Source organism: Flavobacterium sp. WC2509 (genome assembly GCF_052683105.1).
This window is the reverse complement of sequence record NZ_JBQZFG010000001.1, coordinates 609,919-636,330: the sequence shown is the minus strand read 5'-3', so window position 1 is coordinate 636,330 and position 26,412 is coordinate 609,919. Positions and strand designations below refer to the sequence as shown.

Here is a 26,412-nt window from a genome sequence, read left to right as displayed (position 1 = left end):
CGGTTTTTTTATGGGTTTTAATTTGCTGAAAATAATCCTTTGTAGCTATCCCATTTACTATAAATCAAGAATATATTACCTACGAACAGAAAAACTGCTACCGGAATACCTTCGGGAGCTAAACAAATATGTGTAAAAAGAATATTGACTGTAATTGGCATTAAAATAATATTTGCAATTCGGTTAAATTTACCTGTAACAAAAGCTATTCCACAAAGTAGTTCGATTGTTTTTACTAATGGCATTAAGTAACCAGATGCTTTGATTCCATCATTAAAAGTTTTCATATCTCCTGTTAAAACTGGCTCAGGAAACAAATGGAAAAAATAGCTTATTGAAGCAAAAAGTAATAGTAATCCAATTAGAGTACGAATGATAATAGTTGCAATTTTCATAGTTTTTGGTTTTAAAGTTTTTGATGTTAAGAAAGGTTGATTCAAATGTAATTTTTTTGAATATAAAAGAATAATTAATTTGATGTTTTTTTACATTCAATAGCTGTGGTTAGAATTACTATAGTTTTATGAAACTTCTTCTTGAGAAGACCTGTTTTTTGTTGTAATTTTGAAATTCCTAAATTGATTAATTTTTTGAGAACTTCCATTTATAAAATTATTGAAGAACCTTCGGATTTCAAGCAACAGCTTGTTGCGTGGGGACAACAATTTCGTGAAATAACTTTCCTGGACAGTAATTCATTTTCTAATGAATATTCCAGTTTTGATTGCGTTTTGGCTGTAGATGCTTTTACGTCTTTAAAAACGGATTACCACAATGCTTTTGAAGATTTAAAACAATACCAGCAAACAACTAGAGATTGGTTATTTGGATATCTTTCGTATGACTTAAAAAATGATGTAGAACTTTTGAAATCGGATAATTTTGACGGTTTGAATTTTCCTGATTTGTTCTTTTTTCAACCTAAAAAAATATTTTTATTAAAAGGTAATCAGCTCGAAATTCAATATCTCAACATGTGTGATGATGAAATTGAAGCAGATTTTCAAGAAATAATCGAAAGTCGAAAGTCGAAAGTCGAAAATCCTTCGAAAGTTACTATTCAGCAACGTATTTCTAAGCAAAATTATATCGAGAAAGTCTCCAAATTACGAGAGTACATCCATCACGGAGATTTATATGAAGCCAACTTTTGTATGGAGTTTTTTGCAGAAAATGCGACAATTAATCCATTTGAAAAATTCTTAAAACTGAATGCTATTTCGCAAGCTCCTTTTACTGTATTTTTCAAAAACAATAAGCAATTTTTACTTTCTGCTTCACCAGAAAGGTATTTGAAAAAAGAAGGTGAAAATCTAATTTCTCAGCCTATAAAAGGAACTTCCAAGCGATTTTCGGATCCAATAGAAGACGAAAAGTCAAAAAATAATTTAGCCCAAGATCCTAAAGAGCGTGCAGAGAATATTATGATAACCGATTTGGTTCGAAATGATTTGTCTCGAACAGCCCAAAAATCTTCGGTTGTTGTAAAAGAACTTTGTGGTATTTATTCTTTCTTGCAAGTGCATCAAATGATTTCGACTATAACATCAAAAATAGATTCTCAATATGCAGCTGTCGATGTTTTGAAAACTACTTTTCCGATGGGGAGCATGACCGGTGCGCCTAAGTATGCGTCTATGAAAATCATAGAAGAGCTTGAAGAAACCAAGCGTGGATTGTACAGTGGGGCAGTGGGTTATTTTTTGCCCAATGGTAACTTTGATTTTAATGTAGTTATTCGGAGTATTTTATACAATCAGGAAAATCAATATGTGTCTTTTTCTGTAGGAAGTGCGATAACTTCATTATCTGTGCCAGAAAATGAATATGATGAATGTTTGCTAAAAGCAAAAGCAATGCTAGAAGTTTTGCAATAAGCGAGTCATCATTGGATTAAATAATAATCAGTATTTTTGAAATATAAAATCGTTATAATTTTAAAATATTAATTAAAATTAAGAACAGCGATTCCATATTCCGATAAAAAACAATAGTAGCTTCGTATGAAAAATACACTTCAAAATCATATCGAAAAAGAGATTCCTTTTTTGAAACAAAAAAAGCTGTTGCTTGCAGTTAGTGGAGGTTTGGATAGTATGGTTTTACTGCATTTGTTTCAGGAATTAAAATATGACATTGCTATAGCTCATTGTAATTTTCAACTTAGGGGAATAGAAAGTTTTGGTGATCAAAAATTCATACAAGAGTATGCAGATTCCAAAGGGATTCCTATTTATGTAACCCAATTTGATACTGAAGCTTTTGCTAATGATTATAAGCTTTCGACTCAAGTGGCCGCCAGAGAATTAAGATACAATTGGTTTTATGAGTTACTTGAAAATGAAAACTTTGATTACCTGCTCACAGCACATCATGCTGATGATAATCTGGAGACTTTTTTAATCAATTTTACTAGGGGAACGGGGCTGGAAGGTCTGACTGGAATTCCAGTGCAAAATGATAAAGTAATTAGACCTTTGCTTTTTTTAACTCGTAGCGAAATTGAAAAGTATGCTATGGATAATGGTATTCAGTGGAGAGAAGATAGTAGTAATGCTTCTGATAAATATGTAAGGAATAAAATCCGCCATCATTTGATTCCTATTTTGAAGGAGTTGAATCCTAATTTTATGACTGCATTTTCGAAAACCGAAAGGTATTTGCAGGAATCTTTTTCTATGGTTGAGGATGCAGCAATTATGGTTTATCAACAAGTTGCACATGAGGTAGATGATCAAATTCATTTTAATCTAAATAAATTATTGCAATTGCCTAATTACCAGTCCTATTTGTATCAATGGTTGAAAGAATTTGGTTTTACTGCTTGGGATGATATTTATGATTTAGTAAATAGTCAATCTGGAAAACAAGTGTTTGCCACAGATTACAGATTACTAAAAGATAGAGATTTATTAATCCTTTATTCGATTAATGAAGAGGAAAGTGCAACAGAATTTTATATCGAAGAAAATCAAACAGAAGTTAATATTCCCTTAAAATTAAGCTTAAGTAAAGTGTCTGACATTTCGGTTGGTTCAAATAGAACTATCTTTGTCGATGCAGATTTGTTGGTTTATCCTTTGGTATTTCGTAAGTGGAAATCAGGTGACATTTTTATGCCTTTTGGTATGAATGGCAAATCGAAGAAAGTGAGTAAGCTTTTCAAAGACGAGAAATTATCATTGCTTGAAAAGGAAAATATTTGGCTTTTGTGTTCAAATGACCAAATTGTTTGGGTAGTCGGAATACGTGCCGATAACCGATTCAAAACTTTCGATGCAACAAAAAATATACTTAAAATAGAATTACTATAATGAAAAAAATACTTTTTATACTGCTTGCTTTTTTAGCGTTTTTTAATGTGAATTCGCAGATTCTGGATCCTGCAAAATGGACAACTGCAATCGAAAAGAAATCGGAAACTAATTATATTTTAATTTTTAATGCAGTAATCGAAAAAGATTGGCATATATACTCCCAATTTACTCCCGAAGGTGGTCCACTTCCTTTGGAAATTGTTTTTAAAGATCAAAAAGGAAATTTTGAGTTAGTTGGCAAAGCCAAAGAAAGTAAAACCACAACTGCTTTCAATGATATTTTTGGAGTAAATGAAATATTCTTTCACGATAAAGCTCAAATTAAACAAGAAATAAAGCTAGTAAATACTAAAATCACCGCAGTTCAAGTTGAATTGAATTATCAAATTTGTAAAGAGGTTTGTATCAATCTGGAAAAGAAATTTACATTTAAAATACCTACTCCTTCAGAAAGTATTGTTAATGAGATAGTTCCTGTTGCTGTTACGAAGCAAGATACTGCTAAAATTGAAACGGTAAATGTAGCTCCTGAAGTAACAGAAAAAAGTGTTCCTGTTGCAGAGGCGAAGACTGTAGAACAACCAAAACCAGATTCAGAAAGAGGTTTGTGGTCTATTTTCTTTATCGCTTTTTTCTCAGGATTTGCGGCTTTGCTTACTCCTTGTGTGTTTCCTATGATTCCTATGACAGTTAGTTTTTTTACTAAACAAAGCAAAACGAAAGCTACAGGAATTAGTAATGCTATTATTTATGGAATTTCAATTATTCTGATTTATGTCTTATTAGGATTTGTTGTTACTTGGGTTTTTGGTGCCGATGCGCTGAATGCTTTGTCAACCAATGTGTATTTTAATATTATATTCTTTATTCTGTTAGTTGTTTTTGCAACATCTTTCCTTGGCGCTTTCGAGATTATGCTGCCTAATTCCTGGGCAAATAAAGTAGATAGTCAAGCTGATAGAGGTGGGATTATCGGAATATTGTTTATGGCATTAGCCTTAGCAATTGTTTCGTTTTCGTGTACAGGGCCTATTGTTGGGACGCTTTTAGTTGATGCAGCTTCCAAAGGAGGGATTGCTCCTATAGTTGGAATGTTTGGTTTTTCATTAGCATTAGCCTTGCCTTTTATGCTTTTTGCGATGTTTCCGGGTTGGTTAAATTCTTTACCTAAATCGGGAGGTTGGTTGAATACGGTAAAAGTTGTTTTAGGATTTTTAGAATTGGCTTTGGCTTTCAAATTTTTATCTAATGCCGATTTGGTATTGCAATTGCACTTATTAGAAAGAGAAGTGTTTTTGGTGATTTGGATTGCTATTTTTGGAGCTTTAGCTTTTTATTTATTTGGAAAAATAACCTTGCCACACGATAGTCCGTTGCCTCATATATCGGTTGGAAGATTGTGTTTAGGATTGCTGACCTTGTCTTTTACAATTTATTTAATTCCAGGTCTTTGGGGAGCTCCTCTTAAGCTAATCAGTGCATTTCCACCTCCAATGGAATATAGCGAAAGTCCATTAGGCTTAGTTAGTTCTGGAACGAGTAGTGGTGTAGCTGTTTCAACAGTTTTACCAGAAGGAGCAAAATTAGGTCCCCATCAAATTGTTGTTTTTGATGATTATGATAAAGGGCTAGCGTATGCAAAAACAGTAAACAAACCTATAATGCTTGATTTTACAGGACATGCTTGTGTGAATTGTAGAAAGATGGAGAATAATGTTTGGTCTGTGAATAGTGTTCTTTCTATTCTTAAAAATGATGTAGTTTTAATTTCCTTATATGTAGATGATCAAAGAGAATTGCCGAATAATGAAAAGTTTGTTTCTAAAATGACAGGTTCAGAAATTGAGACTATAGGGGATAAGTGGACTGACTTTATGATTTCAAAATACAATACAAATACACAGCCGTTGTATGTTTTGACAGATTTGCAAGGAAATAATCTTAATACAAATCAACCAACAATAAGTTATGTAAGCGTTGAAGAATTTGAAAGCTGGTTGAAAATTGGTGTTTCGAATTTCAAGAAATAATTCTTTTAGAGATAAATAATTTAAATTTAACTATCCATTAAAAAGTAATTAAAAGTGCTTTTTGGTGGATAGTTTTTTTATGAATTTGATAATGTCTTGAAAGCATTAATAAATTTCTGAAGTTCGACCCTAAATAGGTTGTTATTTCTCTCCGTAGCTTAAAAGCGAACTAGAGTCAATGATGACATTGTTGTCAGGATATTTTTGATTTACTAATGAGTATACTTCTTCTTTTATCTTTTGTCTCAATTCATTGTCTGTTTTACTAAGGGCGGCAACAACAGGAGCCGCAATATCATTCATCATACTCCAGTAAACATCAGTTGTTTTGCAGTTTAATTTTCCGACAACTTCATTTTCTGAAATATTTTTGAGTCCAGCTTGTGAAAACAAATCAGACATAAATCCCGCTTTTGCACAACGAAACATTCCGGGTGCTCCGGGTAGGGGAGGTGATGTTTCCATATTTTTATTGATAGTTCCCATAGTAGCAGTTATCCAGAAATTTTTTTCTGGTACGTTCCAAACGGCAGTTGCAATTTTGCCTCCAGGTTTAAGAACTCTTACCATTTCTTTTATAGCTAATAACATATCTGGGAAAAACATAAATCCAAAGCGGCAACTAATGGCATCAAAAGTGTTGTCTGCAAAAGGGAGTTCACTAACATCAGAAACTATGGTTTGAAAATTTTTGATTCCTCTTTTTTTTGCATTTTCTTGAGCCACTTCAAGCATCCCTTCGGCTAAATCTGTAGCAATTACTTTTCCTTTGTTTAAATGAGAAGCAATGGTCAGTCCTGGTTCTCCAGTTCCTGCGGCGATATCTAGAACGATAGCGTCATTTTTTAGATTTAACAATCTAATAATTTCGTCTCCCATGGGTTTTAGAAAATCCATTGTTAGTTCATCCCATTTTTTCCAACCAGGAGAGAATTTATTCCAAGTTTCTTTCTGTTGGTCTCTGATTTGTTCGATTTCTAATTCCATAACAGTACGATTTATTTGTTTATAATTGTATTCTGGACACAACTTTGCAAGGAAAGAAATACTGGAGATTCAAGGGGGCTTATCATTATAAATAAGGATAATAAATTTAAGAATATAATAGGTCTGTTTATGTTAAAGTCATCATATATTTTGAATATGAAGAGTGAGTAAAAAAAAACACTCTAGAATAAATTCTAGAGTGTTTTTAGCGGGTATTTGGAAATTGAGTTTGTTACAAGAATTCTCCGTGTTGAGAGATGTCTAATCCTAATTCTTCTTTTTCTTCAGTTACTCTAAGAGGAGTAATTTTGTTTACGATAAAGAATAAAGCATAAGAAGCACCGAAAGCGAATATAGAAACAAGAACTAATGCTTTCAATTGGATTAAAAATAAAGTAGCGTCACCAAAAATTAAACCTTGGTTATCACCTACAATTGGGTTTATAGCTTTTGAAGCAAAAACACCAGTTAATAACATACCTACCATACCACCAACACCGTGACAAGCAAATACATCTAAAGCATCATCAATTTTTCCTTTAGGGAATTTACTAACAACAAGGTTACTTACAATACTAGCAATAATACCAATTGCCATTGCGTGAGGAATGCTTACAAATCCTGCAGCAGGAGTGATAGCAACTAATCCTACTACAGCTCCGATAGAAGCTCCCATTGCAGAAAGTTTATGTCCCATGATTTTGTCAAGGAAAACCCATCCCATTGCAGCGGCAGCGGCGGCAACAGTTGTAGTTCCTAATGCTTGTGCAGCAAGACTACTAGCTCCTACAGCAGATCCTGCGTTGAAACCGAACCAACCGAACCATAATAAACCAGTTCCTAATAATACATAAGTAATACGAGCTGGATTTGCTTTTTGTACTTTTCTTTTTCCTAAGAATATAGCTCCTGCTAATGCAGCCCAACCAGCACTCATGTGTACTACTGTTCCTCCAGCAAAATCTAATACTCCCCATCCGAAGAATAATCCATCAGGATGCCAAGTCATGTGGCATAATGGAGCATATACAACTAATATGAATAATACCATAAATAATAGGTAAGCCCAAAAACGTACTCTTTCAGCGAAAGCTCCAGTGATTAATGCAGGAGTGATAATCGCAAATTTCGCTTGAAATAATGCAAACAAAATCATAGGGATAGTAGGTGCTAATTCCCAGGCTGTGTTAGCGCTTACTCCATTAAAAAATAGATTTGAAGATGGATCACCAATAAAACCTCCTATTGAAGGTCCAAAACATAAACCAAATCCGATTACAACCCACAAAATGGTTACTATAACCATTGCCATATAGCTTTGTAGCATTGTGCTAATAACATTTTTTTTACCTACCATTCCACCGTAGAAGAAACCAAGTCCTGGTGTCATTAATAATACAAAGGCTGTAGCTACGATCATCCAAGCCGTATCACCAGTGTCTAACTTTAATTCGACAACGTGTGCTCCTAATGTAGGGGATTCAACAAGAAAGTGAATTGAGAAAATGGATAATGCCAGGATTGTGATTAGTATCACACTTAAAATAATTTTTCGCATAGTTTTTGATTTTTAATTTTTATAAAAGTATCAAATCATTTAATACCCTCCAAAAAATATGGGGGTGCAGTAGTCATTTTTGTGGATTTTGTAGTAAGCACCATTGTATTTTGAGGGGTATTTATTTTTTTGAGTTAAAATAAAGAATGTGTTAATACAATTTTAAGTTTTTTTTAAGTTTAACTCCTAAATTGTTGGTCAATTTGTGAAATTGCCGCCTATTTTGGTAGTTAAGCGATTGTTTTGTTAATAATTACTTAATTTTTTAGAAGTATAGCGTTATTAGTAATTATTGAACAGTATTATTTAGGGCGGTTTATATGGTTGTAAATGAGTCTCTTTGAATTTATACGATTGTATCATTAGGAGTATTTTTGTTAAATTTATTGAAAAATACTTAAATGTTTCATAAAAATGTAAATATTTATTTTGCTCTTCAAAAAAATAATTTAAGGAGCCTTATTTTTATTGAAAGGGTAGGTTTCCTGATTAAATATTGGTTTATAAACGAGTTGGTAGTGTCTTCTTTAAAAGAATGACTGTGGTATGAAAAAAAGAAGCCGTCTCAAATACATATTGAGACGGCTTCTTTTGTGATTTTAATAAAAGTAGAAAACTATAAATATTCTCCGTGTTGTGAAATATCTAAACCTAATGCTTCTTTTTCTTCACTAACTCGTAGAGGAGTTATTTTATTTACAATATAGAAAAGGAAATACGACATTGTAAAGGCAAATATTGATACTCCTATTAAAGCAATTATTTGATGAGTGAATAATTTGGTTTCGCCAAAAGCAAGTCCTTGGTCGACAACAGCTGGGTTGATATCTCTTGATGCAAATACTCCAGTTAATACCATTCCGACCATTCCACCTACACCGTGGCAGGCAAATACATCTAAGGCGTCATCGATTTTTAGTTTATGGAATTTGCTAACTGTAATATTACTGACGATACTTCCAATAATTCCTATTGTTATTGCGTGTGGCATACTTACAAATCCAGCTGCAGGAGTAATAGATACTAGTCCAACGATTGCGCCAATACAAGCGCCCATGGCTGAAAGCTTGTGTCCCATAATTTTATCAATAAAAACCCAAGCCATAGAGGCTACAGCGGCTGCTACTGTTGTTGTTCCTAGTGCTTGTACAGCAAGACCGTTGGCTCCCATTGCAGAACCTGCGTTAAAACCAAACCAACCAAACCATAATAAAGCGGTTCCTAATAATACATAAGTAATACGTGCTGGATTTTGTTTTGGTGATTTACGTTTTCCAAGAAAGATTGCGCCAGCTAGTGCGGCCCATCCTGCGCTCATGTGTACTACTGTACCTCCGGCAAAATCTAATACTCCAAAATTAAATAGTAATCCATCAGGATGCCAGGTCATGTGAGCTAATGGAGCATAAACAAAAAGTATGAATAATACCATAAATAATAAGTAAGCCCAAAAACGAATGCGTTCTGCAAAGGCACCTGTTACGATGGCAGGAGTTATAATGGCAAATTTTGCTTGAAATAATGCAAATAATAGGAAAGGGATTGTTGGGGCTAATTTCCATGAAGTGCCAATTCCAACTCCTTGAAACATGAGATAAGGTATTGGATTTCCAATAATGCCTCCAATTGAAGGGCCGAAAGATAGTCCGAAAGCGATAAGTACCCATAATACAGTTACAATGATCATAGCCATAAAACTTTGAAGCATGGTGCTTATTACGTTTTTTTTACCAACCATACCACCGTAAAAAAAGCCTAACCCAGGAGTCATTAATAATACTAGTGCAGAAGCTACGAGCATCCAAGCTATGTCTCCTGTGTCGAATTTTGAAATTTCAGAAAGATTTGTTTTGTGGCTTGTTAAAAAGTAATTTGAGCAATAGGATAGTACCAAAATTGTGACAAGAATCACGCTTAAAACTATTTTTCGCATTTTGTATTGGATTTTATTTTTTTTACAAAAATAAAAAATCATTTCGAATACCCTATTAAAGAGGGGGTGGGTATGTTATTTTTGTCATTTTTGTATTTTACCTACTATAATTTTAGGGTAGATGATGTAAAAATCACTTTAAAATAATAATAATTTAATTTAAAGCTTTTTTTTAATACAAATTGCGAGGTTGAATTGATGCCAATTGTAGCTATTAACTTTAATTTAAGGCTAAAGGAATATAGTAAGTTATAAATCAAATGAGTATGTTGCCTGTTGTTTGGAAAAATAAGTTCTTTTCTTAATTGTCTATAATTCTTATGGACATAGTTAAAAAAAGTTTTTATTTTCTTGCTTTTCTTTTGATAGGAATTATTCTTCTGAATTTATGTGAATTATTCTAGCGTTCTATTTAATTGTTTTGGTTTTAAAATGACGCACAACTTCTTTTATATTTGAATAGAATTTTGTGTAAAAATATTCAGTTGTTTAATCATTTTATCTAAGTCAGCTTTAGTATGATGCGCGCTAATTACAATCCGACTCAATTTTCCAGAGGCTGTAGGATAAGGAAAGGAAGTTGGAATAATATTGTTTTCTATAAGTTGTTGAAGCAAATTGTCCTGATCGAAATAAATAACAGGATATTCTTTGTCAAAAGTTAGAGCAGGGTTAGGGATTAAAAATTTAAAAACATGATTCAAATTTTCTTTTAATACTTGTCTTTGTAACTGATAAATGTTTTGCGCATTTACATATGTTTCCAGAAATGCAGGATTCATGCCAGAGGCTCCAATAAAATTTTGCTGTTTTTTTACTGCATCAATAAATTGAAAATCACCAGCAATAAAACCACCTGAAAGCCCCATCGCTTTTCCTAATGAGGCAATGGATATTTTCTGCTGTATATTTGGAAAGTTATATTCATTTAGAATTCCTTGTCCATTTTCTCCGAGTAGCCCAAAACTGTGGGATTCATCAAGTAATAAAGTGATTTTTTTTGTATTTGGAATATCTTTTAAAATACTTAAATCACTAGGAGTAACACCTAGTGATGGAATAGCGTCGGCAACGATTCCTATTTTGGTATCAGTTGTGTTAAAAAGAAGAGGATTTAATTTTCCGTTTTGAAGCAGTGGTAACGATAATGGATGCAATAAAGCAGGGTGCGTATTCGGAAAATGAAAAAGCAAATCCGTTGTGTTTTGTAATAATTCCAAAGCGAGTTTGCCTGCAAGCATACCTGATGAAACAGTCACTACGGCATCAGTTCCTGTCTGTTTGGCGAGTATATCTTCGGCAGTTTTGTAAATTTCTAACTGAATATTTGCGGAGCGTGAACTTCCATAACTCGTTCCCCATTTTTGAAAACTTTTCAATAGAATTGTTTGAAATTCAGTTAGGGTAGTGATACCAAGATAATTAGTGCCTCCAAAATACAAAAACTCTTTGCCGTCTTTGTGAAATACTCTGTTAGGAATCTCGCTTACTTGCATCAATTTAGTTTTTTAAAGCAGCTCCTATCCCGTTAGAATCAGCATAATGAATGATACCGTCTGTTATGGTAACGCCAGTAGCGATATCTTCAGATAGTAACAAAGCACCATCCATATCTACATAATCTAACTCCGGTAATAAATGCGCAATTGCTGAGATTCCAACCGTAGATTCGGTCATACAACCTACCATGGTTTTCATGCCAAAGTGTTTAGCTTCGGAAATCATTCTTCGAGCGGGAGTAAGTCCACCACATTTCACCAGTTTTACATTTACTCCGTGAAAATGGTTATGGCATTTAGCAACATCTTCTTCTACGATACAGCTTTCATCCGCAATAATTGGCAAAACGGAATGTTTGAAAACTTCTTTATGCGCCGCCCATTGATCGGCTTTCATTGGTTGTTCCAAGAATTCAACACCTAACTTTTTTAAAGCAACAGCATTATTAATGGTTTCAGTAACTGTCCAGCCACAATTAGCATCAATTCGAAAACGAGCATCGGTATGTTTGCGTAATTCGGTCACAATTGCAATATCATCTTTGGTTCCTAACTTGATTTTGTAAATCGGCCATGGCATTTCTTTTAATTTCATGACCATTTTGTCAATTTTGTCAATACCAATGGTGTAATCTGTTTTTGGATTGTGCAAAGGAGAATTTCCCCAAAGCTCATATAGTTTTTTGCCTTTCTTCTTAGCGTATAAATCATTATAAGCCATATCCAAAGCACACAATGCAAACATATCATTATTCAAATAAACGGAAGCACTATCCCAAAATTCCTCAGGAGTCTCGTCATTATGAGTCTCAATAAACGGAATAATCGCTTCCAAATTGGCTCTCATACTATCAACTGTAATGTTATAATACGGATTAGAAGTAGCTTCTCCAAAACCCGAAAAACCCTCACTTTGCAATTCTACAATTAATGTGGGTTGTACATCGTGCGATTCTCTCGAAATCGTAAAGGTGTGCTTTAATTGGAGTTTAAAAGTGCGGATGATTATTTTCATTGTGTTGGGGTTTTTAGAAAAATAGAAAAAAGAGAATAGAATATAGAAGAAAGAGTAAAATTCAATATTTCGCAATCCAAAAATCTATACTCTTTCCTCTGAAATCCTAATACTTAATACTTAATTCTTAAGACTTATTTCAATATATGTTGGCTCAGAATTTGGTAAACCTCATTAATATTATTTCCACCTTTACCGAATTGTTTAGAAATTGGAGCATCTTCACCAGTTAACCAAATCTTTAATTCAGCATCCAAATCCATGATCCCTGCACTTTCTTTAGAGAATTTTTTAATAGATGAATATGGAATCGAAAGATAATCTACTTTGCTTCCTACCAATTGTTTTTCGACCAAAATCAATCTTTTATTGGTGAAAACAAACATATCTTTAATGACTTTATATCCTTTTTCGATTTTCTCACCTTCAATTAATAAAGGTTCAAATTCCTTCGAAAGATTTTCTGTATTTACTTCTGATGCATTGCCAAGTATGGCATTAAATAGTCCCATGATGTTATCTTTAATTTGTAAAATTCAAATTTAAAGAATTTACTTGTCGTGGCATTGTAATTTGTTGCAAAATCATAAATCTATTTAGCCGTAATTCCGTTCTGATAAATGGTTAATTATATTTCAATATAATGTCATTAAGTTAAGAGTTGAATTTTAATAATTAGAATTTAAAATAATTCTAAGCTGTATTGATTTTTTTATTGTTTTTTCAAACCAAGTCCTACAGGAACCATTAATTGACCTCTTTCGTAAATATCTAAGTACAAAATAATTGGTTTTTTTAGACCTTCCCACTTCAATTCGTATACGTCAAGAAATCCTGCCCCAGTATCACTATTTTTGGTTGGAAATGGACAACAGTTTTCTAATTTAGTATAAGTGATTTTTTCGCCTTTTGGACCTGCCAAAGCATTTAAGAAATATTTTTGGTTGATCGTATCATTTCTTGTACCTCTAAAAAAGATATTGATTGGGTAATCTTTATTATAACCATATTTTTTGTCTTTGCTGTAAGCTGTAATTACAAAAGCATCATTTTTAAGAACTGGCATAGGAGCAGTATTATCTACATTTTTTATAGAAGACTTAATACTTCCGCAAGAAGTTATGATTAGTAGTAAGGCAATAAAGAGAACTGTTTTTTTCATGATTATAGAGTTAATTATTTATTCTACTGTAAAGGTTAAATTACTATTTCAAAAATAATCAAATTGTAATTATTATTTTTTACAAATGTAACATTTCTCACATCAGGAATGCTTTATCCTTTTTATCTTTGTTAAAAATAAACTTTTATGAATGTAATTTTTCAAACGTGGCCTTGGTATATTTCAGGCTTATTAATTGGAATTGTGATGCTTACCCTGATTTATTTTGGTAAGAATTTCGGAATGTCTACCAATCTTCAGACATTATGTTCTATGACAGGATTAGGAAAGCGTATTTCCTATTTTGATTTTGATTGGAAAGCCAATCGTTGGAATCTTGTAGTAGTGCTTGGTGCAATGGTTGGTGGTTTTGTGGCGGTACATTTTATGAGTGATCCTTCGAATGTTGAAATAAATCCACAAACAATTGCGCAGCTTTCTCAAATGGGAATTGATGCTCCTAATGGTCAATTAATGCCTAAGGCTTTATTTGGTGATCAAATTTGGCAATCGCCAAAAAGTATTCTGATACTTCTTGGAGGTGGAATTTTGATTGGATTCGGAACACGTTATGCAGGTGGATGTACTTCTGGACATGCTATTTCCGGATTAAGTAATTTGCAATTACCGTCTTTAAAAGCAGTAATTGGTTTTTTTATCGGCGGATTGATTATGGCACATTTTTTATTACCCTTACTTTTTTAAATTATGAAAATATTAAAATATTTTTTGGTTGGATTCCTTTTTGGAATAGTATTAACCAAATCAGAAGCGGTTTCATGGTATCGTATTTACGAAATGTTTCAATTTCAATCTTTCCACATGTACGGAATCATTGGAGTTGCTGTTGCTACTGGAATTTTAGGAATTCAAATTATTAAAAGAAATAATGTCAAGGATATAAAAGGGCTTCCTATTGAAATTAAAGATAAAGAAAAAGGAAATGCTAGATATTGGATTGGAGGAATTTCCTTTGGTTTAGGTTGGGCTTTGGTGGGTTCTTGTCCAGGGCCTATTTTTATATTAATAGGAGCCGGATTTTTACCAGTGATTCTTGTACTTATTGGCGCGCTGATTGGAACTGTTATTTATGGTGTTTTAAAAAGTAAATTACCTCATTAATAGCTTCTTAAGTTGTGAATTTATAAGCAATAAAAAAGCCTACTTAAGATTGTACTTCTTAAAATAGGCTTATGTAACCTCGTTTTTGGAAAAGGTATTTATTGTATTATATAATTTCTGCAGATAAACCAGCTTCTAATAAGCCTGTACATTGTATTTTTAATTTGTCATATTCACCAGTTTTTACAGTACATTTTCCGTTGTAATGAACTATAAGTGAACATTGTTCTGCTTGAATAGGGGTGTGGTCGCAAATACGAACAAGTGTGTCTATAACGTGGTCAAAAGTGTTTACATCATCATTGTATACTATGATTTCGTTGTTCATAGCAGTAACTTCCTGCTCTCTTCTTTTTTCTTTTACTTTTTCTATTGTACTCATGCTTTTAGGTTTTTGTACATTATTGTTTTATAAAGAGTTGTACTAATTTACGTATTTTAATGATGCCCAGTTGTTTCTTTGAAACTTTTTAACATATGTTAAACCTTTTTCTGTACAAGAAGCATCAATATAAGGAATGTCTTCTTCGTAGAAACCACTAAATAATATAGTTCCGTTTGGATTTAAACAGTCAACGTAACTTTGCATATCGTTCAACAAAATATTTCTGTTGATGTTGGCAATGATTAAATCGTATTTTTTGTCTTTCAATAATGCCGCATCACCTTCATAAACGGTAATGTGTTTACAATTATTGCGTTCGGCATTTTCGATTGAGTTTAAATAACACCAATTGTCAATATCGATGGCATCAATTGGCTGAGCACCTCTCATTTCGGCAAGTATAGCTAAAATGGCTGTTCCGCAACCCATGTCTAATGTTTTCTTTCCAGTAACATCTATTTCTAATAAATGTTGAATCATCATATGTGTTGTTTCGTGATGACCTGTTCCGAAACTCATTTTTGGTTCAATTACGATATCATATTCGGCATTTGTTTTTGGATGAAACGGAGCACGAACGTGGCAATTTCCTTCTACATCAATAGGTTCAAAGTTTTTTTCCCATTCTTCGTTCCAGTTTACTTGTTCGATTTCTTCAAAACTATAATCGATTTTGAATTCTTCTGAATGTAATATATTAATGTCTTCCAGGATCATTTCGTCCCAAAGATCTTTTTGTACAAAAGCAGAAATTCCAGTTTCAGTTTCGGTAAAGCTTTCAAAGGCTTTTTCTCCTAATTCGGCAATTAATATTTCAGACCCAAGTTCTTTTGGTTCGATTGTAAAATGATACCCTATATAAATGTTTGACATGCTTAATTTTTTTGCAAAGGTAACAATATAGTGAGCATTCCTTTTTTGAATTTTGAAATATTTTAACGTATTTGTTTATTAACTTGATTTTTTTCTTTTGAAGTAGAAGTTGTTGTGAGCCGCAAGAGGGATAGAAGCAAACTACCAAAGTAGTGCGTATAGCCCGACCGCAACCCGAAAAAGGGCGTATATGCGCAATGAGAATTTAGCCCTTTTATCGGGTTGGGGTCTTGCCCAAATATTTGATAAAAAAAGGCTATTCCAAAATAGATTTGAAATAGCCTTTTAGCTTTGAATAATTCAACTTTAGGAAATTGAAAAAATGTATTTTTAGATAGACGTTACAATAGTAATGAAATCTTTAGCATTAAGAGCAGCTCCACCGATTAGACCACCGTCTACGTCTGGTTTAGAGAAAATTTCTTTAGCATTGTCTGGTTTTACACTACCTCCGTAAAGGATAGATACATCTTCGGCGATATCGCTAGTAAAAGCTTTACGAACTGTTTCTCTGATGAATTGGTGCATTTCTTGTGCTTGCTCTGGCGAAGCAGTTTCTCCAGTTCCAATAGCCCAAACTGGCTCATAAGCCAAAATTACTTTTTCCCAGTCTTTAGCTTCGATATGGAATAAACCATCTTTTAATTGATTTTCAACAATATTGAAATGATTTCCAGATTGACGGTCTTTTAATTCTTCTCCAAAACAGAAAATTACAGTCATATCGTGTTTCAAAGCTGTATTTACTTTACTTGCGATAATTGCATCAGTTTCATGGAAAATAGCTCTACGCTCAGAATGGCCTAAAATTACGTTATCAACACCAACTCCTTTGATCATATCTGCAGATATTTCGCCTGTAAAAGCACCGCTTTCTGCTTGGTGTAAATTTTGTGCAGCAACAGATATATTAGAGTGTTTTAAGTTATCTACCGCTGAAGCTAAGTTAATATATGTTGGTGCAACAATTACTTGTGCAGTTGTTTCAGCAGGAATTTGAGTTAACAATTCATTCAATAATTCTTTTGTTTGTGCAGCATTTTTATGCATTTTCCAGTTTCCTGCAACAATCTTCTTTCTCATTTTTGTAGTATTTATAGTTTTGTGTAATTAATTTGTTTGTAATTTTTTTAATGTTTCGTTGATTTGCTCAAAGTCAGTTTCGATAGCACGATACACAACGATTTTTCCTTTTTTGTCAATAATGATATATCTTGGAATCCAATCTAAGTCAATGGCAGTCCCAAAAGTGCCTTTCATGCCATCGTTTGCCATAAAATGTGATCCTTTTAATTGATGTTTTTCAATACCTTCTTTCCATTTATCGGCAGTTTTGTCCATAGAAAGAAATACATAGGAAACGTTTGGATTGCTGGCTTGAAGTTCTTTTAGTTTTGGCATTGCTTTGACACAATCGCCACACCAAGAAGCCCAAACTTCTATTACAGTAATTTTTCCTTCTTGCTTTTTTAGGATGTCTTGAAATTTAATTTGATTGCCATCTGTAGTTAATAGACTTTCAGAAAGCGCTATTTTAGAGAATTCTGTTTTCTGAGCTTTTTGAGCTTGGCTACAAGAAAATGATACAAAAGCAATAATTAGAAGAGCAATTCTTTTCATTTAAATTAAGTTTTCACAAAGTTAACCAAAGAATTTTAAACTAGGTAAGCAGTTTTTGGATTTTTGAGTCAAAAATCTTCGAAAAGGATTACAATATCGTTATAGTTAATCTTTTTTTTTAGTCTTTAAAATTTGAAGTAAAAAAAACCTTGCAGAGAAATGGATTTTCTGCAAGGTTGATTGTTATGTTTAAAAATGAAAAATTAGAAAACTAAATCTTCGGTATCGTTATAATGTACTTTTTGTTTTACGGTTCCTTTTTCAAGAATCACAAAACTTGGATTCGCTCTTTCGATGGTTTTTAACGGAATAGCATCGCAGAAATAAAAATCGAAAGTGATTCCATATTGTTTTTTGATAGCTGCTATTTCATCAGGAGCCGAAGCTGTCATACCGATTACTTTGTATCCTTTGGCTGCTGCTTTTTTGCTTACTAATTCCATCTTGGCTAGACCATCAGCATTGGCAAGAGCCAAATCATAGGCAACAATCATTAGCAATTTAGGTTCTTGAAGTAGTTCTTCTTTATAATCGGAACCATCTTTTTCCATTACAAAATCATGAATAGGAGGGACGTAACCTTCAGTAATTACTTTGTCTTTTCGGTCTACGAAAGTCGCACCAGCAGGAATATTAGCTAAATCTTTCTCTGAAAATTCTTTGTCAACACCATTTACTTTGTAGATGAAAATCATTTCGACTACCGATTTTGGAGCACCTTCTGGAATTTCCATTCCTTTTTGAATGTTATTTCCAACTTTGAATGCGCGAAAATCTTTTAAAGGCAAGTGATTGATTACCCAATAGCCCATGAAAGCACATAGTACTACAGATAATACCGCTAAACTATTTTGAATTTTAGTGGAGAAAAGAGGTTTAACTAATTTCATATTAATAAACAGAATCAATATGAAGAACAATAAAACAACATCTTTGGTAAACGACTGCCATGGCGTAAGGTGCAAGGCGTCTCCAAAACAGCCACAATCTTTAACTACATCAAAATAGGCTGAATAAAAGGTTAAGAAAGTGAATTTAATGATTAAAAGCAGTAAAAGCCAGATCGTTAATTTTGATTTGAAACCAATAAGTAACATGACACCCAAAACCACTTCTAAGATTACTATAAACAAAGCTATAGCTAAAGAAAACGGCACAAAGAATGGCATATTGAAAACCGGTTCGCTAAAGTATTCGGCTAATTTATAAGAGAAACCAATAGGATCGTTTAATTTAATTAGACCTGATATTATGAACAAGACTCCAACAAAAATTCGGGAGAATTGAGTGATTATGTTTTTCATTTTGGTTTTTTTTATGATTTTAGTCAAATGTTTTCAACGCAAATTCGCAAATTATAAAATAGTTGTAATTGGATTATTTGCGAATTTGCGGTAAAAATTATAATTCCAATTTTTAGATTTTGAGTCTAAAATTATTTTTTGTCCATCAAGATCAAAGCAAAAATAGAATAGTTAATCATATCCTGATAATTAGCATCAATTCCCTCAGACACTAAGGTTTTTCCTTTATTGTCTTCAATTTGTTTCACTCTCAATAATTTTTGTAAAATCAAATCGGTTAGCGAACTTATGCGCATTTCACGCCATGCTTCTCCATAATCGTGGTTTTTGTTTTCCATTAATTCTTTGGTCAAAGCTACTTTGGCATCGTATAATTGTGTTGCTTTTTCAACTTCTAAATCGGGTTGATCCACTACGCCTAGCTCCAATTGAATCAAAGCCATAATCGAATAATTGATAATTCCAATGAATTCTCCAGCTTCACCTTCGTCTACTTTTCGAATATCATTTTCTTGTAAACTTCTTATTCTTTGGGCTTTTATGAAGATTTGATCGGTTAGGGAAGGAAGTCTCAAAATACGCCAAGCACTGCCGTAATCTTTCATTTTATTGATAAAAAGTGTGCGACAAACCGTAATTACGCTGTCATATTCTTGTGAAGTTTTCTTCATTATTGCTGTATATTTGTATAAAATTGCTTCAAAAATAAGAATAAATTTTAAAAGGTTTAAGGTTTAAAGTTTAAACAAAAAATAAATGAACTGTAAAGGACAACTCATCGATTTATCTACACCAAAAGTAATGGGGATTTTGAATATAACCCCAAATTCTTTTTTTGATGGAGGAAAATATAAAAATGAAAATGAACTGCTGGAACGAGCGGGTAAAATGCTCAATGAAGGCGCCACTTTTATTGATGTCGGAGCATATTCAAGTAAACCAAATGCTGAGTTTGTTTCTGAAGAAGAAGAAATTTCGAGAATAATTCCTGTGGTGAATCTGTTGCAAAAACATTTTCCAGACATTATTTTGTCTATTGATACTTTTCGTGCAGGAGTAGCAAAGGTTTGTGTCGAAAACGGAGCTGCTATTATTAATGATATTTCGGCAGGGAAACTCGATGAAAAAATGCTGGAAACCATTGCTAAATTTCAGGTTCCTTATATTATGATGCACATGAAAGGAACGCCACAAACCATGCAAACTTTTACGCAGTATGATGATATTATTAAAGAGATGCTGTTCTACTTTTCGGAACGAGTTGCTGCTGTGAGAGCTCTTGGAATAAATGATGTACTTGTTGATCCTGGTTTTGGTTTTGCTAAAACGTTGGAACAAAATTTTGAAGTAATGCAAAAACTAGAATTATTTCAAATGCTTGAATTACCATTATTAATTGGGATTTCAAGAAAATCAATGATTTATAAAACCTTAGATACAAATGCAGAAAAGGCATTAAACGGAACTACTTTTCTAAATACAATTGCTTTGACCAAAGGAGCAAAAATACTTCGGGTTCATGATGTGAAAGAAGCAGTTGAATGTGTTCGCTTATTTAATAAATTGAGTTAAAGATGAAATATCTGTTTGGAATTGTATTGTTATTTTGTGTTTCCTGTGGTAATAAAGAAGATATTTTGTTGCCAAAAGCAGATCGAACTATTGTAAAAGAAGTGGTTGATCTTTCGCCAATTTATATTTTTTTTAGAGTGAATGGAAAAGATACATTGGCCGAAGTAAATAGAAAAAACAGTATCATTACAACCAATTGGATATTGAATATTGACAAACGTTTGCCATTGCGGTTGGTAATTCCTGAGGTAATGAAACTGCAACAAAAAAAACGTGAGGAAAAGGAACACAGAAATGAAAAAGCCGAAAACTATTATTCGTATGCTGATTCTATTGGTAAAAATCTAGCTTTTTTGCCTTTCACGAAAGTGTATTATAAAATGGAAAAACCAACTGTTGGAGTAATTGTCTTTTTTGATAAAAGCAATACGATTTCAGTTAATAATGTAATTGTTAAAAATAAAGAACTGCAAAACTATTTGAACAGTTTGCCAAGTGATAAACCTAATAAAATTCTTTTTTGTTTCGATAAAAAAATGTCATACGGAACTTATATTCAGAACAAAATTTTTATTCAAAGTTTAAAATTTCTGAGACCTGATTTGAATTTGACTAACGTAGAATTCATTTACTAAATTCTGATAACTGCCTACTAAAAACTGTTTACTGTTAACTGATTCTACTGATGATGATAAGGCTCATTTCTCAAAATAGTAAATCCTCGGTACAATTGTTCTATAAAAAATAAACGAACCATTTGATGTGAGAATGTCATTAGCGAAAGCGATATTTTGCCATTTGCTTTAGCATAAACTGTATCCGAAAAACCATAAGGACCACCAATTACAAAAACTAATGTTTTTACACCCGAGTTCATTTTCTTTTGTAATTCGGATGAAAAAGCAACGCTCGAAAAAGTTTTTCCATTTTCATCTAATAAAATAAGTTGGTCTGTAGGCGTAATTTTAGATAAAATAAGTTCTCCTTCTTTTTCTTTCTGCTGACTTTCAGATAAGTTTTTTACGTTTTTTATATCTGGAATAATTTCCAAATCAAATTTGATATAAAAAGACAATCGCTTGGTATAATCGTCAATTAAGGTTTGTAATGATTTATTGTCGGTTTTTCCGATTGCTATGAGTTTGATATTCATCTGGATTATTTTCAAAGTGCGAAGTTACAAAAAAGCACTTTGTGATTGAAATAGCGAATAGTTGCTTTTTAAAATGATAATGGATGAATTGTTTTATTTATTTTAAGCATTTTTTTGAAAACTATTTATATTTAAATAAGAAAAAAGCTTCAAATATTTATTTTAACATTTTTATTTTAACATTTTTGTAAACGTTATTTAGTCTATTAAGTCCATAGGCTAATTATTGAATCAATAAAAATAATTGCTTAAATTGAATAATTTCTATGGTTTTAGTCGGATTTGAAATATTTTTGTTAATAGATTGCTTTATATGAGGTGTAAAGCATAATTTAAAATATTTTTTTTTTGGATTAAAGTAGCGGGTTTGGACGATTAGGAATGATACTTTAATATTATAGGATTACTGTAATACGGTAGTTTTCTCTATTTTTGCAAAAAAAAAATCATAGTCACTTTTATGGATTTACAAATAGGTTTAATTGTTGCAGGATTATTAGTTGGTTTTATTGTTGGAATGACGGGAGTAGGAGGAGGATCATTAATGACTCCTATTTTATTGTGGTTTGGTATTCCGCCTTCTACAGCAGTTGGAACTGATTTATTATATGCTGCGATTACTAAATCTGGAGGTATTTTAGTTCATAATAAGAAGAAAAATATTAATTGGAAAATTACGGGATGGCTTTCACTAGGAAGTGTTCCTGCGGCATTAATTACTTTGTGGATTCTTCACAGTTTAAAAGTAGATACAACCGCTTTGAATAATGTCATAAAGTACAGTTTGGGCTGGGCTTTAGTTTTTACTTCGGTAGCTATTTTGTTTAAAAAGAAATTATTGGTTTTATCTCAAAGACACTCAGGAGACAAATTTCATAACGAAAGTAACACACAAAATTTATTGACTATTGCAATTGGTGTTATGCTAGGTGCAACAGTAACGTTAACTTCTATTGGAGCTGGAGCTTTAGGTACTGTTACCCTATTTTTCTTGTACCCACTTTTACCAACTCCTCGTTTGGTTGGTACCGAAATTGCTCATGCTGTACCATTAACACTTATTGCTGGATTAGGACATGCTTCGATGGGGAATTTAGATTTAACCATTCTTGGGCAATTATTAATTGGATCGCTTCCAGGAATCTACATGGGAAGTATGTTGAGTGGGAAACTACCTGATTTATTACTTAGAAATGCCATCGCTATAATGCTGTTTTTTGTTGGTTTCAAATTAATTAGCTAGTATTTTCTTGAAAATCGGAATAATGCTTTTTAGTGGTTTGTGGTTTTTATGATTATAATAGAGTAGAATTAGATGTTTGTTAAATGTTTTTTTAAGCAAACACTGGTTTCTATATTTTCATATTGATCATAATTGGGAATTATATCATAACCTGATTTTTGGTATAAAGCAATGGCGACTGGATTATTTTTCCCGGTTTCTAAAACACAATTTTTATAATTGAATTCAGTTGCCCAAGTTTCCAATGCTGCCAAAACTTTACTGGCTATTCCTTTACCTCTATGATCAGGATCAACAAACATTCTTTTGATTTCCACAGTATCGGAATAAAATTGCTTAAAAGCGCCACAGCCAATCGCAACATCATTCTGATAACATACAACAACATGATTGATTTTTTCTAATTTATCGAATTGAGCATAAAAAGCATGGTCTTCGCCATCTCTTATTGCTAAATCTTTATCAAGCAAAACGACTAATTTTTTAAAGTCTTTATCCTCGGCAGTTGTTCTCTTTATGTTTAGCATGTTTGATTGTCATTTGGCAGATTTAATTTTGCTTATGTAGGCAGAATGCAGTTGTATACATTTTTGTTTTTATTCTATCAATCTTCAATTAGCTAAGTTATATAATTCGGATATTTTATAAAACTTCATTTTGTTTTTATGAACATATTCGCATATATCAATTAATCTTTTGTATTCGGTTTCGTAATCATTTTGAACATTCATTACTGGTTTATGAGCATAAAAAACGACTATTTTGTTGTTGTTTTTGGCATATTCTAAGAGTGATAAATAATAATTAGTATAATGAGAGTAATTCTGATCAAGGCCTAATCCAAATACTAACCTGTTGTTATTGTAGTAATATTTATATTTTTCTGGACTCAAGTCATCATAAGTGGTTCCGCGAATGATTTGAAATTTATTTAGTAATGTGTTATCAGTTGCGGAATCTCTCGCACCATATGGATAAGCAAATGAAGTAGGTGATAAATCATTTTTGTCCATTAATGTAAGCATGGGTGTAATTTCCCGATTAACATATTCATCTGTCCCATTTTCGTAAATATATTTTGGAGCATTTAAGTGATTTAATCCATGTGCACCAATTTCATACCCTTCTTTTTTAAAATCTTTTAGTTTTTGAATTTGTTCAGCAGTTAATTGATCAAATTTTGAGATAAAAAAAGTTGCTTTCCAATCGTAAGGTTTTAAAATTTTGTCTACTTCATACCATTGATCTACATAATCATCATCAAAAGTGATAACGACACCTGATTGTGAATTTGTTTGTTGATCTGTTTGTTCAATTGGAATATCGTCATTTTCGCTACAAGAAAACAATATTATGGCTAATAGTAATAAAAGGTATTTATTTGTTTTCAAATTTTATTTTTACGTTTTCGGAATAAGGTTTTGCGAATGTGAGCGTATCTAAAAACGTATTTAGTTTCTAAAATGCATTAGTTGTTAGTTCGTAAATATAAAAGATTGTCGCATAAAAAAGCACTTCTTTTAAAAATAAAAAGAATTATAATTTAAAAACACAAAAAAGCGTTTAGTCTCTTTTTTGAATCTAGATTAAACGCTGTCTGATGTTCGTGTTTTTTACGATTGTAGTATTTGTGATGTTACATAAGTTCACACGAGAAAATAAATGAAAGTGCCAATTTTAAATCGGCTATTGAGGTTTGTTTTTGGGACTATTTTTAGCATGTATTTTGCTTCTGTTTTTACCTTTTCTTTCGTGTTGTTGATGTGCTTCTGCAATTGAATGTGATGTTCTTATGCTTTCTTCTTTTTTAGCGAGTTCACTAAGTCTGTGATAATATTTTTGAACAATAATCATTTCTTCTTCGGTCATACTTTCGATATCAACAAGACTGTTGCTGGAATACTCATTTGAAGCCACCAATTCATTTAATTTTAATTGAATAGCAAGAGAGTCTTTGTTTTGCGCTTTCTGAATTAAAAACACCATTAAAAAAGTAATAATGGTTGTTCCTGTATTGATAACTAATTGCCAAGTTTCAGAATAATTAAAAAAAGGTCCAGAAATTGCCCAAACCACAACAATTAAAAAGGCTGTTATAAATGCAGTTGTGCTCCCTGATGCTTTTGAAACATGTAAGGCAAATTTTTCGAATGCGCTATTTTGATTCTGTTTTTTACTTTTCATTTGAACACCTTTTTTGTTTAGTAGTATTTATTTTAATACTGAAAGTTAACTCTGTAATTTTAATATCTTATTACACAACTTTGAAGAGTATTTATATAATTTGCATTGAGTTTTTAAACATAAATAGATAAAAGGTTATTTAAGGGGTTGTCTGATTTGTGATAAAAAAAACGGCGCTTAAAATTTTTTAAACGCCGTTTGCTTTTTATATAACAATATTATTTATCGAATTGCTTTTACAAAAGTATCAATCTTTCCAGTTCCATTTTCTTTTAAATGCGTGATAAAAGCACTACCAATAATAGCTCCTTTGGCATATTGAGTGGCTTGATTGAAAGTTTCGGCATTATTGATACCGAAGCCAATGATTTGAGGATTTTTTAGATTCATATCGGCAATGCGTTTGAAATAATCTTCTTGAGTGCTTCCAAAACCAGATTGTGAACCAGTTACACTTGCAGAGCTTACCATGTAAATGAACCCGCTGGAAACACTGTCAATAAAACGAATGCGCTCGTCTGAAGTTTGTGGTGTAATCAGGAATACATTGATTAATCCGTATTTATCGAAAGTAGCTTTGTATTCATCAGCATAAACATCTACGGGAAGGTCTGGAATGATTAAGCCATCAATACCAATTTCTGCACATTTCTTGCAGAAATTTTCTACGCCATATTGTAACATTGGGTTGAAATACCCCATAATCACTAGTGGAATGTTTACGCTTTTGCGAATGTCTTTTAGTTGGTCAAATAAAATTTGAGTGGTCATTCCGTTTTGCAAAGCGGTTGTAGAACTAGCTTGAATGGTTGGTCCATCAGCCAATGGATCGCTGAATGGTAATCCTATTTCGATCATGTCGACACCATTTTTTTCTAAATCCTGGATGATTTGTACGGTATCATTTAAGTTGGGGTATCCAGCTGAAAAATAGATGGAAAGTATCTTTTTGTCTTCTTGTAATTTTTGACTTATTCGGTTCATTTTTAAAGTATTTTATCTTTGGATTTTAAAATCCTCTAGTTCTTTTTAAAATTTAAATTGCGGCACTATACGCCCACGCATTTTGATTGGATTGCAAATGTACTTCTACACGTTTGTAATGCAATCCTTCGTATAGATCAGTTTGGCGAAGTTCATTTTGTGTCACTTCGTATAAGGTTCCACTAATCGTATCATTCGAGTTTTCGGTTTCTTTAATAATAGGGTAGTGCACAATTCCAAATTCTTCTTCGATTTGTATTTCATTTAGTTCATAACCTACTAATATTTCTGGTGTTCCCGTAAGAATACGTCCAAAAAGTTCTTGTTGTACATCCTCATGTTGTAAGGTACCGTAAGCGAATAATTTTTGCATAGAATCTATTTTGAAATGTTAATAAACTAAATTTTGATGCTTATTTCGAATGCGCGTTAGGGATGGCAGTGGAGCTCTCCCGATTTTTCATCGGGAAG

28 protein-coding genes are annotated in these 26,412 nt (G+C 32.4%); 8 read left to right on the top strand and 20 right to left on the bottom strand.

Annotated elements, in window-relative coordinates; genetic code table 11:
- Positions 1 to 17 precede the first annotated feature (17 nt).
- Positions 18 to 395 (bottom strand): DoxX family membrane protein, encoded by a 378-nt coding sequence (locus ACUN3A_RS02510; RefSeq protein WP_445549777.1) that lies wholly within the window; start codon positions 393 to 395, stop codon positions 18 to 20.
- Positions 396 to 590: 195 nt separating this feature from the next.
- Between ACUN3A_RS02510 and ACUN3A_RS02505 the strand changes: the two genes are divergently transcribed.
- From ACUN3A_RS02505 to ACUN3A_RS02495, 3 genes are all read left to right on the top strand, one after another.
- Positions 591 to 1,877 carry an anthranilate synthase component I family protein gene (locus ACUN3A_RS02505; RefSeq protein WP_445549776.1) on the top strand — a complete coding sequence of 429 codons (1,287 nt, stop codon included), beginning with the start codon at positions 591 to 593 and terminating at the stop codon, positions 1,875 to 1,877.
- A gap of 126 nt (positions 1,878 to 2,003) precedes the next feature.
- Complete coding sequence (gene tilS / locus ACUN3A_RS02500; protein ID WP_445549775.1) at positions 2,004 to 3,314, top strand: tRNA lysidine(34) synthetase TilS; 1,311 nt, start codon at positions 2,004 to 2,006, stop codon at positions 3,312 to 3,314.
- The gene (locus tag ACUN3A_RS02495; RefSeq protein WP_445549774.1) at positions 3,314 to 5,347 is read left to right on the top strand and encodes a cytochrome c biogenesis protein CcdA; all 2,034 of its coding nucleotides are present in this window, start codon (positions 3,314 to 3,316) and stop codon (positions 5,345 to 5,347) included. Before tilS ends, ACUN3A_RS02495 begins: the two co-directional genes overlap by 1 nt.
- 141 nt (positions 5,348 to 5,488) lie before the next feature.
- Here the strand turns inward: ACUN3A_RS02495 and ACUN3A_RS02490 are convergent, their stop codons facing one another.
- The 7 genes from ACUN3A_RS02490 to ACUN3A_RS02460 all read right to left on the bottom strand — a co-directional run bounded on the left by ACUN3A_RS02490 (position 5,489) and on the right by ACUN3A_RS02460 (position 13,501).
- Positions 5,489 to 6,334, bottom strand: a complete 846-nt coding sequence (locus ACUN3A_RS02490; protein ID WP_445549773.1) for a class I SAM-dependent methyltransferase — start codon at positions 6,332 to 6,334, stop codon at positions 5,489 to 5,491.
- 232 nt (positions 6,335 to 6,566) lie between these two features.
- Complete coding sequence (locus ACUN3A_RS02485; RefSeq protein WP_445549772.1) at positions 6,567 to 7,892, bottom strand: ammonium transporter; 1,326 nt, start codon at positions 7,890 to 7,892, stop codon at positions 6,567 to 6,569.
- Between the two features lie 616 nt (positions 7,893 to 8,508).
- Positions 8,509 to 9,825: an ammonium transporter gene (locus tag ACUN3A_RS02480; protein ID WP_445549771.1), complete on the bottom strand. Its 1,317-nt coding sequence runs from the start codon at positions 9,823 to 9,825 to the stop codon at positions 8,509 to 8,511.
- A gap of 449 nt (positions 9,826 to 10,274) precedes the next feature.
- Positions 10,275 to 11,321, bottom strand: coding sequence for an aminotransferase class I/II-fold pyridoxal phosphate-dependent enzyme (locus tag ACUN3A_RS02475; RefSeq protein WP_445549770.1), 1,047 nt, complete (start codon positions 11,319 to 11,321; stop codon positions 10,275 to 10,277).
- A gap of 4 nt (positions 11,322 to 11,325) precedes the next feature.
- The gene (locus ACUN3A_RS02470) at positions 11,326 to 12,339 is read right to left on the bottom strand and encodes a dipeptide epimerase (protein ID WP_445549769.1); all 1,014 of its coding nucleotides are present in this window, start codon (positions 12,337 to 12,339) and stop codon (positions 11,326 to 11,328) included.
- Between the two features lie 134 nt (positions 12,340 to 12,473).
- The gene (locus tag ACUN3A_RS02465; RefSeq protein ID WP_445549768.1) at positions 12,474 to 12,851 is read right to left on the bottom strand and encodes a PH domain-containing protein; all 378 of its coding nucleotides are present in this window, start codon (positions 12,849 to 12,851) and stop codon (positions 12,474 to 12,476) included.
- A gap of 200 nt (positions 12,852 to 13,051) precedes the next feature.
- Complete coding sequence (locus ACUN3A_RS02460) at positions 13,052 to 13,501, bottom strand: 2-dehydro-3-deoxyphosphooctonate aldolase (RefSeq protein ID WP_445549767.1); 450 nt, start codon at positions 13,499 to 13,501, stop codon at positions 13,052 to 13,054.
- A 147-nt stretch (positions 13,502 to 13,648) separates the two neighbouring features.
- Here ACUN3A_RS02460 and ACUN3A_RS02455 point away from each other — a divergent pair, with 147 nt between their 5' ends.
- Complete coding sequence (locus ACUN3A_RS02455) at positions 13,649 to 14,206, top strand: YeeE/YedE family protein (RefSeq protein ID WP_445549766.1); 558 nt, start codon at positions 13,649 to 13,651, stop codon at positions 14,204 to 14,206.
- Between the two features lie 3 nt (positions 14,207 to 14,209).
- Positions 14,210 to 14,623 (top strand): DUF6691 family protein, encoded by a 414-nt coding sequence (locus ACUN3A_RS02450; protein ID WP_445549765.1) that lies wholly within the window; start codon positions 14,210 to 14,212, stop codon positions 14,621 to 14,623.
- A gap of 106 nt (positions 14,624 to 14,729) precedes the next feature.
- Here the strand turns inward: ACUN3A_RS02450 and ACUN3A_RS02445 are convergent, their stop codons facing one another.
- From ACUN3A_RS02445 to ACUN3A_RS02420, 6 genes are all read right to left on the bottom strand, one after another.
- A complete protein-coding gene (locus ACUN3A_RS02445) occupies positions 14,730 to 15,005 on the bottom strand; it encodes an ATP-dependent Clp protease adaptor ClpS (RefSeq protein ID WP_445549764.1) in 276 nt (91 codons plus the stop codon).
- 42 nt (positions 15,006 to 15,047) lie between these two features.
- Positions 15,048 to 15,881: a 50S ribosomal protein L11 methyltransferase gene (gene prmA, locus ACUN3A_RS02440; protein ID WP_445549763.1), complete on the bottom strand. Its 834-nt coding sequence runs from the start codon at positions 15,879 to 15,881 to the stop codon at positions 15,048 to 15,050.
- Between the two features lie 330 nt (positions 15,882 to 16,211).
- Positions 16,212 to 16,964 carry a triose-phosphate isomerase gene (tpiA, locus tag ACUN3A_RS02435; protein ID WP_445549762.1) on the bottom strand — a complete coding sequence of 251 codons (753 nt, stop codon included), beginning with the start codon at positions 16,962 to 16,964 and terminating at the stop codon, positions 16,212 to 16,214.
- A gap of 27 nt (positions 16,965 to 16,991) precedes the next feature.
- Complete coding sequence (locus ACUN3A_RS02430; protein WP_445549761.1) at positions 16,992 to 17,501, bottom strand: TlpA family protein disulfide reductase; 510 nt, start codon at positions 17,499 to 17,501, stop codon at positions 16,992 to 16,994.
- Positions 17,502 to 17,704: 203 nt separating this feature from the next.
- Positions 17,705 to 18,805, bottom strand: a complete 1,101-nt coding sequence (locus ACUN3A_RS02425) for a BT_3928 family protein (RefSeq protein ID WP_445549760.1) — start codon at positions 18,803 to 18,805, stop codon at positions 17,705 to 17,707.
- Positions 18,806 to 18,936: 131 nt separating this feature from the next.
- Positions 18,937 to 19,476 (bottom strand): DUF1599 domain-containing protein, encoded by a 540-nt coding sequence (locus tag ACUN3A_RS02420; RefSeq protein ID WP_445549759.1) that lies wholly within the window; start codon positions 19,474 to 19,476, stop codon positions 18,937 to 18,939.
- 85 nt (positions 19,477 to 19,561) lie between these two features.
- On the opposite strand from ACUN3A_RS02420, the gene folP reads away from it, so the two are divergent.
- Both folP and ACUN3A_RS02410 read left to right on the top strand, forming a co-directional pair.
- A complete protein-coding gene (folP, locus tag ACUN3A_RS02415) occupies positions 19,562 to 20,377 on the top strand; it encodes a dihydropteroate synthase (RefSeq protein WP_445549758.1) in 816 nt (271 codons plus the stop codon).
- Between the two features lie 2 nt (positions 20,378 to 20,379).
- Positions 20,380 to 21,012, top strand: coding sequence for a hypothetical protein (locus ACUN3A_RS02410; protein ID WP_445549757.1), 633 nt, complete (start codon positions 20,380 to 20,382; stop codon positions 21,010 to 21,012).
- 44 nt (positions 21,013 to 21,056) lie between these two features.
- On the opposite strand, the gene rlmH is transcribed toward ACUN3A_RS02410, so the two are convergent.
- Positions 21,057 to 21,530, bottom strand: a complete 474-nt coding sequence (rlmH, locus tag ACUN3A_RS02405) for a 23S rRNA (pseudouridine(1915)-N(3))-methyltransferase RlmH (RefSeq protein WP_445549756.1) — start codon at positions 21,528 to 21,530, stop codon at positions 21,057 to 21,059.
- A gap of 460 nt (positions 21,531 to 21,990) precedes the next feature.
- Between rlmH and ACUN3A_RS02400 the strand changes: the two genes are divergently transcribed.
- Positions 21,991 to 22,773, top strand: a complete 783-nt coding sequence (locus ACUN3A_RS02400; protein WP_445549755.1) for a sulfite exporter TauE/SafE family protein — start codon at positions 21,991 to 21,993, stop codon at positions 22,771 to 22,773.
- 68 nt (positions 22,774 to 22,841) lie between these two features.
- Here the strand turns inward: ACUN3A_RS02400 and ACUN3A_RS02395 are convergent, their stop codons facing one another.
- The 5 genes from ACUN3A_RS02395 to ACUN3A_RS02375 form a co-directional block, all read right to left on the bottom strand.
- Complete coding sequence (locus tag ACUN3A_RS02395; protein WP_445549754.1) at positions 22,842 to 23,300, bottom strand: GNAT family N-acetyltransferase; 459 nt, start codon at positions 23,298 to 23,300, stop codon at positions 22,842 to 22,844.
- A gap of 84 nt (positions 23,301 to 23,384) precedes the next feature.
- Entirely contained in the window at positions 23,385 to 24,164 is a 780-nt protein-coding gene (locus ACUN3A_RS02390; RefSeq protein WP_445549753.1) for a polysaccharide deacetylase family protein, read from the bottom strand.
- A gap of 295 nt (positions 24,165 to 24,459) precedes the next feature.
- Positions 24,460 to 24,957, bottom strand: coding sequence for a low affinity iron permease family protein (locus ACUN3A_RS02385; RefSeq protein ID WP_445549752.1), 498 nt, complete (start codon positions 24,955 to 24,957; stop codon positions 24,460 to 24,462).
- Between the two features lie 222 nt (positions 24,958 to 25,179).
- Positions 25,180 to 25,941 carry a tryptophan synthase subunit alpha gene (gene trpA / locus ACUN3A_RS02380; protein WP_445549751.1) on the bottom strand — a complete coding sequence of 254 codons (762 nt, stop codon included), beginning with the start codon at positions 25,939 to 25,941 and terminating at the stop codon, positions 25,180 to 25,182.
- 52 nt (positions 25,942 to 25,993) lie between these two features.
- Positions 25,994 to 26,314, bottom strand: a complete 321-nt coding sequence (locus ACUN3A_RS02375; RefSeq protein WP_445549750.1) for a gamma-glutamylcyclotransferase family protein — start codon at positions 26,312 to 26,314, stop codon at positions 25,994 to 25,996.
- Positions 26,315 to 26,412 lie beyond the last annotated feature (98 nt).

Bases quoted from the DNA above. Each gene is read 5' to 3' on its own strand.
- ACUN3A_RS02375 (WP_445549750.1), bottom strand. From the start codon at position 26,314: ATGCAAAAATTATTCGCTTACGGTACCTTACAACATGAGGATGTACAA.
- ACUN3A_RS02450 (WP_445549765.1), top strand. From the start codon at position 14,210: ATGAAAATATTAAAATATTTTTTGGTTGGATTCCTTTTTGGAATAGTA.
- ACUN3A_RS02470 (WP_445549769.1), bottom strand. From the start codon at position 12,339: ATGAAAATAATCATCCGCACTTTTAAACTCCAATTAAAGCACACCTTT.
- ACUN3A_RS02400 (WP_445549755.1), top strand. From the start codon at position 21,991: ATGGATTTACAAATAGGTTTAATTGTTGCAGGATTATTAGTTGGTTTT.
- folP (WP_445549758.1), top strand. From the start codon at position 19,562: ATGAACTGTAAAGGACAACTCATCGATTTATCTACACCAAAAGTAATG.
- ACUN3A_RS02460 (WP_445549767.1), bottom strand. From the start codon at position 13,501: ATGAAAAAAACAGTTCTCTTTATTGCCTTACTACTAATCATAACTTCT.
- tilS (WP_445549775.1), top strand. From the start codon at position 2,004: ATGAAAAATACACTTCAAAATCATATCGAAAAAGAGATTCCTTTTTTG.
- ACUN3A_RS02490 (WP_445549773.1), bottom strand. From the start codon at position 6,334: ATGGAATTAGAAATCGAACAAATCAGAGACCAACAGAAAGAAACTTGG.
- ACUN3A_RS02445 (WP_445549764.1), bottom strand. From the start codon at position 15,005: ATGAGTACAATAGAAAAAGTAAAAGAAAAAAGAAGAGAGCAGGAAGTT.
- ACUN3A_RS02475 (WP_445549770.1), bottom strand. From the start codon at position 11,321: ATGCAAGTAAGCGAGATTCCTAACAGAGTATTTCACAAAGACGGCAAA.
- ACUN3A_RS02430 (WP_445549761.1), bottom strand. From the start codon at position 17,501: ATGAAAAGAATTGCTCTTCTAATTATTGCTTTTGTATCATTTTCTTGT.
- ACUN3A_RS02395 (WP_445549754.1), bottom strand. From the start codon at position 23,300: ATGCTAAACATAAAGAGAACAACTGCCGAGGATAAAGACTTTAAAAAA.
- ACUN3A_RS02420 (WP_445549759.1), bottom strand. From the start codon at position 19,476: ATGAAGAAAACTTCACAAGAATATGACAGCGTAATTACGGTTTGTCGC.
- ACUN3A_RS02425 (WP_445549760.1), bottom strand. From the start codon at position 18,805: ATGAAAAACATAATCACTCAATTCTCCCGAATTTTTGTTGGAGTCTTG.
- tpiA (WP_445549762.1), bottom strand. From the start codon at position 16,964: ATGAGAAAGAAGATTGTTGCAGGAAACTGGAAAATGCATAAAAATGCT.
- ACUN3A_RS02410 (WP_445549757.1), top strand. From the start codon at position 20,380: ATGAAATATCTGTTTGGAATTGTATTGTTATTTTGTGTTTCCTGTGGT.
- ACUN3A_RS02510 (WP_445549777.1), bottom strand. From the start codon at position 395: ATGAAAATTGCAACTATTATCATTCGTACTCTAATTGGATTACTATTA.
- ACUN3A_RS02465 (WP_445549768.1), bottom strand. From the start codon at position 12,851: ATGGGACTATTTAATGCCATACTTGGCAATGCATCAGAAGTAAATACA.
- ACUN3A_RS02480 (WP_445549771.1), bottom strand. From the start codon at position 9,825: ATGCGAAAAATAGTTTTAAGCGTGATTCTTGTCACAATTTTGGTACTA.
- rlmH (WP_445549756.1), bottom strand. From the start codon at position 21,530: ATGAATATCAAACTCATAGCAATCGGAAAAACCGACAATAAATCATTA.
- ACUN3A_RS02455 (WP_445549766.1), top strand. From the start codon at position 13,649: ATGAATGTAATTTTTCAAACGTGGCCTTGGTATATTTCAGGCTTATTA.
- ACUN3A_RS02385 (WP_445549752.1), bottom strand. From the start codon at position 24,957: ATGAAAAGTAAAAAACAGAATCAAAATAGCGCATTCGAAAAATTTGCC.
- trpA (WP_445549751.1), bottom strand. From the start codon at position 25,941: ATGAACCGAATAAGTCAAAAATTACAAGAAGACAAAAAGATACTTTCC.
- ACUN3A_RS02495 (WP_445549774.1), top strand. From the start codon at position 3,314: ATGAAAAAAATACTTTTTATACTGCTTGCTTTTTTAGCGTTTTTTAAT.
- ACUN3A_RS02485 (WP_445549772.1), bottom strand. From the start codon at position 7,892: ATGCGAAAAATTATTTTAAGTGTGATACTAATCACAATCCTGGCATTA.
- prmA (WP_445549763.1), bottom strand. From the start codon at position 15,881: ATGTCAAACATTTATATAGGGTATCATTTTACAATCGAACCAAAAGAA.